1 protein-coding gene is annotated in these 561 nt (G+C 62.7%); it reads left to right on the forward strand.

What is annotated here, in order from left to right; all coding sequences use genetic code 11:
* Positions 1-561 (forward strand): AMP-binding protein (locus AC4ELH_RS35305; RefSeq protein ID WP_498889591.1); only part of this gene is annotated, 561 nt, incomplete at both ends.

The raw sequence follows: 561 nt of genomic DNA on the forward strand, positions 1-561 counted from the left end.
GGTCATCGGGCGGTGTTGATGCGGCCGGTGGTGGAGTCTTCGGTTCCGGCGTTGTTCGGGGTGCAGGTTGCTCGTGCTCCGGAGGCGGTGGCGGTCAGTTTTGATGGTCGTGTGTTGTCGTATCGGGAGTTGGATGAGGCGTCGAATCGGTTGGCGCGCTTGTTGATTGCTCAGGGTGCTGGGCCTGGCCGGTCGGTGGGCTTGTTGATGGGCCGGTCGGTTGATGCGGTTGTGGCGATCTTGGCTGTGTTGAAGTCGGGTGCGGCGTATCTGCCGATTGATCCGGTGGTGCCGGATGCGCGGGTGGAGTTCATGCTGGCTGATGCCGCGCCGGTGGCGGTGGTGACTACTGCTGTGTTGGCGGGGCGGCTTGGCGGGTGCGGTGTCGCGGTCATCGATGTGGCTGATCCTCGGATTGAGTCTCAGTCCAGTGCTGTGTTGCCGGTGCCGTCGCCGGACGATATCGCGCACATTATCTATACGTCGGGGACGACGGGGACGCCGAAAGGTGTTGCGGTTACGCATCAGAACGTGACGCGGTTGTTCGACGGTATGGATGTG

This window comes from Mycobacterium shunyiense (assembly GCF_058270075.1).